3 protein-coding genes are annotated in these 2,773 nt (G+C 59.0%); all 3 read right to left on the bottom strand.

What is annotated here, in order from left to right:
* Positions 1 to 121: 121 nt before the first annotated feature.
* The 3 genes from ACZRJ6_RS26155 to ACZRJ6_RS26165 all read right to left on the bottom strand — a co-directional run bounded on the left by ACZRJ6_RS26155 (position 122) and on the right by ACZRJ6_RS26165 (position 2,510).
* Positions 122 to 547, bottom strand: a complete 426-nt coding sequence (locus ACZRJ6_RS26155; protein ID WP_073454712.1) for a hypothetical protein — start codon at positions 545 to 547, stop codon at positions 122 to 124.
* Between the two features lie 681 nt (positions 548 to 1,228).
* Positions 1,229 to 2,167, bottom strand: coding sequence for a protein rep (locus ACZRJ6_RS26160; RefSeq protein WP_060765397.1), 939 nt, complete (start codon positions 2,165 to 2,167; stop codon positions 1,229 to 1,231).
* The gene (locus ACZRJ6_RS26165; RefSeq protein WP_127652685.1) at positions 2,157 to 2,510 is read right to left on the bottom strand and encodes a hypothetical protein; all 354 of its coding nucleotides are present in this window, start codon (positions 2,508 to 2,510) and stop codon (positions 2,157 to 2,159) included. Before ACZRJ6_RS26165 ends, ACZRJ6_RS26160 begins: the two co-directional genes overlap by 11 nt.
* Between the last annotated feature and the right edge of the window lie 263 nt (positions 2,511 to 2,773).

The following is a 2,773-nucleotide window of genomic DNA, read 5'->3' on the forward strand; positions in this document are numbered from 1 at the left end:
AGTCACGACGAGCCGGGGTCGCGGCCCCTGACCTGAGGAATTTCAACGGTGGATGGACTGGCCTCGATCGGAGTACGGGAACCTGTTCCCGTATGGAGGTCGAGGGGACAAGCGCAGCGCGTCAGGCCTCGGCGGCCCTTGTTCGTAAAGCCATCACTTGCGTGGCTGACAAATGGCGAAGCTCAGAATTGGAAAAAACCAGGTCAGCCCTCAACCACCTGGTTTCTTCGTCCCACTGGGCCAAATTGTCTATGAGAAACCTATAACGACCTTGATAAGCCTCCGCAAGATCCTCAGCAAGGGCCCTGTAAGCCTCTCCAGGCGTTTTTAACGCCAAATACACTGCATCTAGCACGGGGTCTGGTTTCGTTGCTCTGCCGACTTCCTGCGCCTTTTTGATGGCATATGCGTTGTATTCCTCTGCGCCAGTTTCGGGATCATCTGCTGGATTACCTGGGCAAAGTTTGTCCTCCCATGGGAGGACATAGGAGGCGCGGCCCAGGATGAACTGCAGGACGTAATCCGAAGGTATGGCGAGACGCTGCATGAGGAATTTTCCTAGACGAAAATCGAATGATAGCGCAGAGGGCTTTGGGCAGCGAAAGCTGCTTCCAGAGCGGCCAAAAGCCGCTCTGATAAACCGGCGTCGAAGACGACGGAAACAGCCTGACAGACGCCACCCGAGCCCACGAGGGGGGTGAGGAAAAATGGCCCCCAGGCCGAATTTTTCCGTTCTGCCCTGGTGCAGCCCGTCCAGGGCGAAACCAGGGTGCGAAGCATCCGGCCGCACCGCTTGCGTGCGCGTCAGGTGAAACCGGACCAACCTGGTTTCGAGCCGAAGCAGCAGAGGGAGGGACGGAGTCCCGCGCCGATGCGTCGCGCAGTCTCAGAAAGCGGGTTGGTCCGGCTTTGCCGGGCGCGCACGCGGGTGAATTTTCGAGACAAGCCCGTCCAGGGCGCAGGGGAGGAAAGAGGGTGGCGGATCGCGCAGCGATTCAGAACCCTGAAGGCCTTCCGGGGCGCTCCCCCGGGAGGTTTGGGCGGCCCGGAGGGGCGGCCACGGAGCCCCGCAGGGGTGACGGCATTTTGCTGTTGGGTTCTATGTTTTTGGCTCTTGGCGGTTGTATTGCAGGTCCTATTGTTGGGCCTATTGCCGCAGCAATAGGTGAGCCATAGGAGCGGCAATTTCAGGGAGTGAGGCAGGCAGGCGCTACGCTGTCGCCTGCCCTCACTCCCTGATGCTCGCCGGCTGGTATGAATCGCCCAGGTAGCGATAGAACCTATCCAGGTACGGAAGCCCGTCGAGCGGCTCATCGAGCAGCGAGTCGGGAATCTCAACGCCACGGAACAAGCCGAAGCTGTTCAGCAGGCGCTTGCCCTTGAGGATCTGCGCCGCGTGCCAGTTGTCAGCCAAGGTCAGATCGGAGAATTTCACGGCGTACTTGAACACCTCCATGAAACCCTCAACGGGATCGCCCAGGATGGGCCTGCAATCCACGACCATGCTGTCACCGGTGATCTTGTGCCACTCGGTGCTGAGGTCGGTTTGGGAGGGCTGTGATGTGGCCAGAATGATCATGTGACAATGCGGGTGCCAGCCATTGCCCTTGTTGGTCAGCTCGAGGGTGTAGACGGCCCCCTCGGCTTTGCAAAGCTCTGTCCAGGGAGCGCCACGAGTACCGGCATTGAAGTAGCGACGACGATCCATCAAGCGACGTAGCGACTTCGCGAGGTGCGATTGACGCTCTTCAAGATCCGGCCCGTTTTTGACTGTTAGGGTCAGGAGATAGGGCCGCAGATCCGGGCGTTCCTCCTGGATCACCTGCCAGCGGGTCAAGTAAGCCCCAAGAGCCTTGGCACCGCGGCGAATGCCGCACAACGGACAGACCAGGTGCTGCTTGCAGAACGTCGCGCTATGCAGCCGTACCTTGCCCACGGTGAAGTACTCCCGGAAATGCAGGTAATTACCACAGCTGGCAAGGCTAGCGGCAGTCTTGATGGTCGCTTCGGACGGGGTCTTTCGGAGATGTTCTAGCATCGCCTGAGACCTTGTGTGAGCCACGCCGTAGCGTGTTATTCTCTCGTCCAGAAGCCTAGCTTCGTCAGCCCCTGTGAACTCCCCGCCTGCCAAGTTGGAAGAGTTCTCAGGGGTTTTTTTATGCGCCATTCATGGCCCCCTTATTCGTGGGGCCGAGCATAGCACCTGCTAACACATTGTTTCTATGTATCAAGTAAAGCAGGGACTCGCCAGCCTCAGAACCGCGCAAAGCCCCGGAATCCGGGAGCATCAGCAGAAAAACAGCGATCAGGGACAAAACATCCTTACGATCCAGCTCGATTGAAACCCTCATGCCCAGCTCCTCAGTGGTGATGGCAAATTTTCTCATCACGACCAGGAACATAACGGGCGAGGTTTGCGCCTCCACTCCAGAGCCAAAAAACGAAGGAGTCTTCGGTAAAGTGGGGGTGTAACAGCACCCCACAGGATCCGGGAGGGGGGTGAAGAACATTTCGCAATACTACCCAGAGCGCCAAAAGCAAAATCAACAGCACCCATGCTGGGGGCCTCCGCTCCCGGCCGGTGGCCAGGAACAGAGCGCCAGAGGGTGATTTGATCAGCGAAGGGTCAAGGGTTCGCTCCGCCCGGGACTCCGTTCGCCGCGACGGTGAAGCGAGTCACGACGAGCCGGGGTCGCGGCCCCTGACCTGAGGAATTTCAACGGTGGATGGACTGGCCTCGATCGGAGTACGGGAACCTGTTCCCGTATGGAGG

It is taken from the genome of Pseudomonas sp. C321, from assembly GCF_055407105.1.